Below are 5,463 nucleotides of genomic sequence, written 5' to 3' on the forward strand. Positions count from 1 at the left end.
TGGTGGCGCGGGCCGACCACGCCGGCCACGTCATCCTGTCCGAGGCCGAGGCCGATTTCGCCCTGTCCACCGAAGGCGAGCGGTGGCTGACGCCGGTCGATGCGACGAAGCGGCTCTACAAGCTCGTCGCCGCGGCGCATGAGCGCCTGGGTCTGATGCCGGGGCGCTGAGGCGGCGCGCGGTTCGATGCGCGCGCGGCTGGGCGTCCTTGCCTGCTCAGCGCACCGGCGGGCGCAGGTCGCTGCCGGAGGCACGGATCACGAGCTCGCCGGCCGCCACCTCGACCGCATCGATCTGCGCCGGCACCGCGTGCTCGGACGCGTCGAAGATCGGGTTGAGCGCGTGCTCGACGGCGCGCCGGGCCAGCGCGGGCGCAGCCTGAGAGCCGAGGGTGATCGCGTCGACGCGGAGCAGCAGCTGCGCGCCTCGTGCCACGACGCGGCCGCGGAACTCGGCGGGCATCGGCGCCAGGGCGGTCAGGCCCGGGATGCCGAGCCGCCCGCCCACCGTGATCTCGTCGACACCCGAGAAGCGCACGCTCGCGGCCTCGACCCAGCGATGCGCGGCGAGGTGGTCGGTCATGTCCTGCTCGCTCAGGTGCAGGGCGACGGCCGCCCGGCCGATCGAGGTCACGCGGCGGGCCTCGCGATCGACGGCGACGTCGCGCAGCGCCACGTCGACGCGTGCGAGCACCGGCGTGCGCGGCCGCTGGACGCGGATCCCGACCGCGCGAACCTCGTCGACCCGCGATCCGGCCGCGTCGGCGCCGCGCACGCTCACGTCGTAGCGGTCGGCAGGGCCCACCAGGCGCGGCAAGGCCTCGCGCAGCGCCGCCTCGAGCCGCTGGTCGACATAGCCGGCGCAGCCGGCGACCGAGGCGCCGACGACCGACGCGGCGAGGACGGCGCGGGGCAGGAACCGCCTCGTGGGCAGTGTCGGGTTCATCGCCGCGGATTCTCGGCCGCGCTGCCGGCTGTTGCTAGAGTCGGGCGATGACGACCTATCGAATCGCACTCATTCCCGGCGACGGCATCGGCAAGGAGGTGGTCCCCGCCGGCCGCCAGGTGCTGGAGGCGCTCGCCGGTTCCGGCGATTCGCCGCGCTTCGAGTTCACCGACTTCGACTGGGGCGGCGACCACTACCGCGCGCACGGGCTCATGATGCCGGCCGACGGCCTCGAGGCGCTGCGCGGGCAGGACGCGATCCTGTTCGGCTCCGCCGGCGACCCCGACATCGCCGGCCACGTGACGCTGTGGGGGCTGCGCCTGAAGATCTGCCAGGGCCTGGACCAGTACGCCAACGTCCGGCCGACGCGCATCCTGCCCGGCATCGAGAGCCCGCTGCGGCATTGCCGCCGCGAGGACCTCGACTGGGTCATCGTGCGCGAGAACTCGGAAGGCGAGTACTCGGGCGTCGGCGGCCGCGTGCACCGGGGACAGCCGATGGAGGCGGCGATGGACGTCTCCATCATGACGCGGGCCGGCGTCGAGCGCATCGTGCGCTTCGCCTTCGGGCTCGCCCGCTCGCGTCCGCGCAAGCTGCTCACGGTCGTCACGAAGTCGAACGCGCAGCGGCACGCGATGGTGATGTGGGACGAGATCGCCGCCGAGGTGGCGCGAGACTTCCCCGACGTGCGCTGGGACAAGGAGCTCGTCGACGCCGCGACCGCGCGCATGGTGATGCGGCCGCAGTCGCTCGACACGCTGGTCGCGAGCAACCTGCACGCCGACATCCTGAGCGACCTCGCCGCTGCGCTCGCCGGCAGCCTCGGCGTCGCGCCCACGGCCAACCTCGACCCGGAGCGCCGTTCGCCGTCGATGTTCGAGCCGATCCACGGCTCGGCCTTCGACATCATGGGCCAGGGCATCGCCAACCCCATCGGCACCTTCTGGTCGCTGGTCATGCTGCTCGACCACCTCGGCGAAGCCGAGGCGTCGCGGCGCGTCATGCGCGCCGTCGAGCTCGCCACCGGCGACCCGTCGCTGCACACGCGCGACCTCGGCGGCCAGGCGACGACGGCGCAGGTGACGCAGGCCGTCTGTGCCTTCGTCGCGCCCGGGGCCGCGCAGGATCTCCGCTAGCCCCTTCACGACTCTTCCAGCAACGACAAAGGAGACACGCCATGACCCGCACCCTCATCGCCGCCGTCGCGCTCGGCATCACCGGCCTGGCCGGGCCGGCGCTGGCCCAGACCGCCGCCTGCCCGGCCGCGAACCTCATGTACTGGCAGGCCTTCCCGCCGGGCGGCGAGTCGGACCTCTCGGCGCGGCACCAGCAGATGGTGCTGAAGAAAAAGTGCCCGGCGGTCGACGCCATCGTCCAGTACAAGGCCGGCGCCGGCGGCGCCCTGCTGTGGAGCCAGGCCAACACGCTGCCCGCGGACGGCGTCAACATCGTCGGCATCAACCTGCCGCACATGGTGCTGCAGCCGATGGAAGGCAACGTCTCGTACAAGACGGACGACGTCACGCCGGTGTTCTGGTTCCACTACACGCCCGACCTGCTGGTGGTCAACGAGGCCAGCCCGATCCGCAGCTTCGCCGACTTCATCAAGGCGGCCAAGGCCGACCCGGGCAAGATCAACCTTGGCGGCTCGGGCCTCAATTCGGCCAACCACGCAGCGCACGAGCGGCTCAACCAGGCGTTCGGCGTCAAGACGACGTACGTGCCCTACAAGGGTACCGGCGACATGTCGCTCGCCGTGCTCGGCGGCCACATCGACGGCGCGATGACCTACACCGCCTTCGCCATCGCCAACAAGGGCCGGGTCCGGCCGCTCGCCGTCGCCATGGAGGCGCGGCATCCGCTGCTGCCGGACGTGCCGACCTTCAAGGAGCTGGGCGTCGAGTGGGTCGACGGTGCGTTCCGCGGCATCGGCGTGCCGAAGGCGACGCCGCTCGAGGCACGGCGCCGCCTGTCGGAGACCTTCGCGGCGCTCAACGCCGACCCGGAGATGAAGGAGCTGGCGACCAAGGCCGGCTTCGAGCTGGTCAACGTCGGCCTCGCGGACATGGATGCGTTCATGCGCACCCGTACCCGGGTCTACACCGACGTCGGCAAGCGCATGGGCCTGGGCACCAAGTAGCTCAGGGGCGCCGGGCCAGGAGGTCGATCTCGACCAGCGCGCCGAGGGCCAGCGCGGTGACGCCGATGCAGGTGCGCGCGGGCCGGCGCTCGGGCGCGAAGTACGACGCGTAAGCAGCGTTCATGGCGTCGTAGTCCTCGGCGAAGCGGGTGAGGTACACGCGGGCCACCAGCACCTGGGCGAAGTCGAGGCCGATGCCGCCGAGGACGCGCTGCAGGTTGCGCATCACCTGGTGCGTCTGCGCCTCGACGCCGGCGGGCAGGGGCTGCGAGCGATCGTCGGACATGTTCGGCATCTGCCCGGTCACGAACACCCAGCCGTCGACCTCGACCGCATGGCTGAACGGTGCCACGGGCCGCGGCCCGTCGGCAAGCATGTGGAAGAGGGGTGCGGCCATCGAGGCACATTCTCCCGCGCCGCCGTCCGGCGACGCCGCGGAAATGCGCCCGGACTAGAGCGGGTCCGGCTCCGAGACCCTGACCGAGTCCTCGTAGCGCAGCCGCTCGCGTCCGGTGCGAAGCAGGACGAGCGCCTGGCCGAGGCCGATGGCGGGGCCGCCGGAGAAGTCGAGCTCTCGCTGCGGGTCGAATTCGATGCCGGTGCAGCTGCAGGGCGATGCGAGCGAGACGGAGACCCGTTCCTCGAACGTGTGCAGCTTGCCGCACGAGGTGCAGCGCCATGACGAGCTTCTCGCGAAGAAGGCCGGGGCCTGGGCCGGGGTCATCACCAGGCCGGTGTCGCCGTAGACCGTCTGCACCTCGTTCGGAAGCTCGACGCTGGTGGACGGCTCGTTGGCCGCCGGCGGCCGGTGATGCGACAGGACGGACCGGCTCCACTCCAGGACGTCGTCACGGGCTACTTCGATTCTGCTCATGGATCCAACCCTCGCTTCCGGGGAAGATAGCTGTTCCGCTGGCAATCCGGGGGCGCACCCACCCCCGCGTTCGCGGGCAGCGCCGCACCGTCCGATCAGTTTTCCCGGGGAATCGATCACACTTTGCCGGGTCGAACCCGGTATGGAGGCGCGGCGCCGGGCACAAGGGATGCCGCCCACCATCGTCGCACTCGCACCGCTCCAGCCCCGGAACCCCTGCATGCAAGAGCACTCGACGACCACCCACGACCTCGACGCGGTCTTCGGTCGGGAGCGCCTGCGCATGCCCACGGGCGAGCACGTCGAGGTCTTCCGCGAGAGCACGCCCCCGGGCGAGCGTGTGCGTTACAGCAAGCGCTTCGTGGCGACCCTGCTCGGCGATTTCCGGCCCTGGACCGAGCGCGAATGGCAGGTCCTGCAGCGCTTGGGCGGCCACGGTGCGGCGCCAGTGCCGCTGGTCGCCGGCTTCGTTCCCGCCACCGGCGAGCGGCTCGCCGAGCTGCAGACCTTCGACGCCGGCGTGACGGTCGAGCAGTGGACGACGCTGCGCCCGGGCCACCCGGACCGTCCGGCGGCCCGGCACGTGTTCGAGGACTGCGCCCACTGGTGGGCCCTGGCCCACCATGGCCTGCGCGCGCTCGACGCGCTGCACGAGCGCGGGCTGGTCCACCTCGACCTGAAGGCCGACAACATCTGCATTCCCTGGGACCGCGCCCGGTCGATCCAGCCCGCCGCGGGCGAGCTGCGCGCGCTCCGCTTCGGCGAGCTGAAGCTGATCGACTTCGCGTTCGCGGTCTTCACCGGCGAGGAGCCGCCACAGCCTTTGCCGTTCGGACGCCACACCCGCTACGACTACCAGTCGCCCCGGCTGCTCGATGCGCTCGGCGCCGGCCGGCGCGGGCTCATGGCGCCGACGCGCGAGCTCGACTGGCGCTGCGACTTCTTCAGCCTGGCCGCGATGCTGTGGCTCTACCTGCCGGAGTTCGAGGAAGGCCGCCCGGGCAGCTGGAGCGAGGAGCGTCACGCCCAGGCCGGCGTGCTGGTCCGGCGCCTGCTCGACGAGCACCACGCCGAGCCGGGGCCCCAACGCCCGCATGCCGAGCTGATCGCGCTGACGAAGATCCTGCTGAACCAGGCCGACCTGGCCGCCTCGCTGCGCCAGGGCTGGACGTTCTCGGTCCGCGAGGGCGGCGCCGAAGCCTGGTCGACGCCGCTGACGCGCATCACGGGGACGGCTCGACCGGGTCCGACGGCGGCCCCGGGCGTGCGCGAGCCTGTTGCGGGCGACGCTGCGATGACGGCCGACACCGAACTGCCGCCGAGCCTGCGCCATCGTCCACGCCGGCGGGCAGTGCCGCTGGCCAAGGTGGCCGCCGCGCTGGCGGGTGCCGCGGCAGTCGGTGCCGTGCTGTGGAGCTTGGAACCCCCGCCGGTGCCCGGCACGCGAGCGTCGGACCGGCCGCCCGATCCGGCGCTTGCCCAGGCCCCGGCCACGACCGAATCG

Annotated in this window: 6 protein-coding genes; 3 read left to right on the forward strand and 3 right to left on the reverse strand. The window is 72.3% G+C overall.

Translation table 11 applies throughout. The features are described 5' to 3' along the window. Positions 1-216: 216 nt before the first annotated feature. The gene (locus AC30N0_RS01025) at positions 217-945 is read right to left on the reverse strand and encodes an LmeA family phospholipid-binding protein (protein WP_489516082.1); all 729 of its coding nucleotides are present in this window, start codon (positions 943-945) and stop codon (positions 217-219) included. A 47-nt stretch (positions 946-992) separates the two neighbouring features. Here AC30N0_RS01025 and AC30N0_RS01030 point away from each other — a divergent pair, with 47 nt between their 5' ends. After that, the gene (locus AC30N0_RS01030; RefSeq protein ID WP_489516083.1) at positions 993-2,081 is read left to right on the forward strand and encodes a tartrate dehydrogenase; all 1,089 of its coding nucleotides are present in this window, start codon (positions 993-995) and stop codon (positions 2,079-2,081) included. A 41-nt stretch (positions 2,082-2,122) separates the two neighbouring features. Then, complete coding sequence (locus AC30N0_RS01035; RefSeq protein WP_489516084.1) at positions 2,123-3,085, forward strand: tripartite tricarboxylate transporter substrate binding protein; 963 nt, start codon at positions 2,123-2,125, stop codon at positions 3,083-3,085. A gap of 1 nt (position 3,086) precedes the next feature. Here the strand turns inward: AC30N0_RS01035 and AC30N0_RS01040 are convergent, their stop codons facing one another. Both AC30N0_RS01040 and AC30N0_RS01045 read right to left on the reverse strand, forming a co-directional pair. Continuing rightward, the gene (locus AC30N0_RS01040; protein ID WP_489516085.1) at positions 3,087-3,482 is read right to left on the reverse strand and encodes a RidA family protein; all 396 of its coding nucleotides are present in this window, start codon (positions 3,480-3,482) and stop codon (positions 3,087-3,089) included. 54 nt (positions 3,483-3,536) lie between these two features. Then, positions 3,537-3,959, reverse strand: coding sequence for an FmdB family zinc ribbon protein (locus tag AC30N0_RS01045; RefSeq protein ID WP_489516086.1), 423 nt, complete (start codon positions 3,957-3,959; stop codon positions 3,537-3,539). Positions 3,960-4,179: 220 nt separating this feature from the next. Here AC30N0_RS01045 and AC30N0_RS01050 point away from each other — a divergent pair. Next, the coding region (locus AC30N0_RS01050; protein WP_489516087.1) for a protein kinase family protein at positions 4,180-5,463 on the forward strand (1,284 nt) is incomplete at its 3' end.

Origin of the sequence: Rhizobacter sp., assembly GCF_031412495.1 — a bacterium.
GTDB lineage: Bacteria > Pseudomonadota > Gammaproteobacteria > Burkholderiales > Burkholderiaceae_C > Schlegelella_A.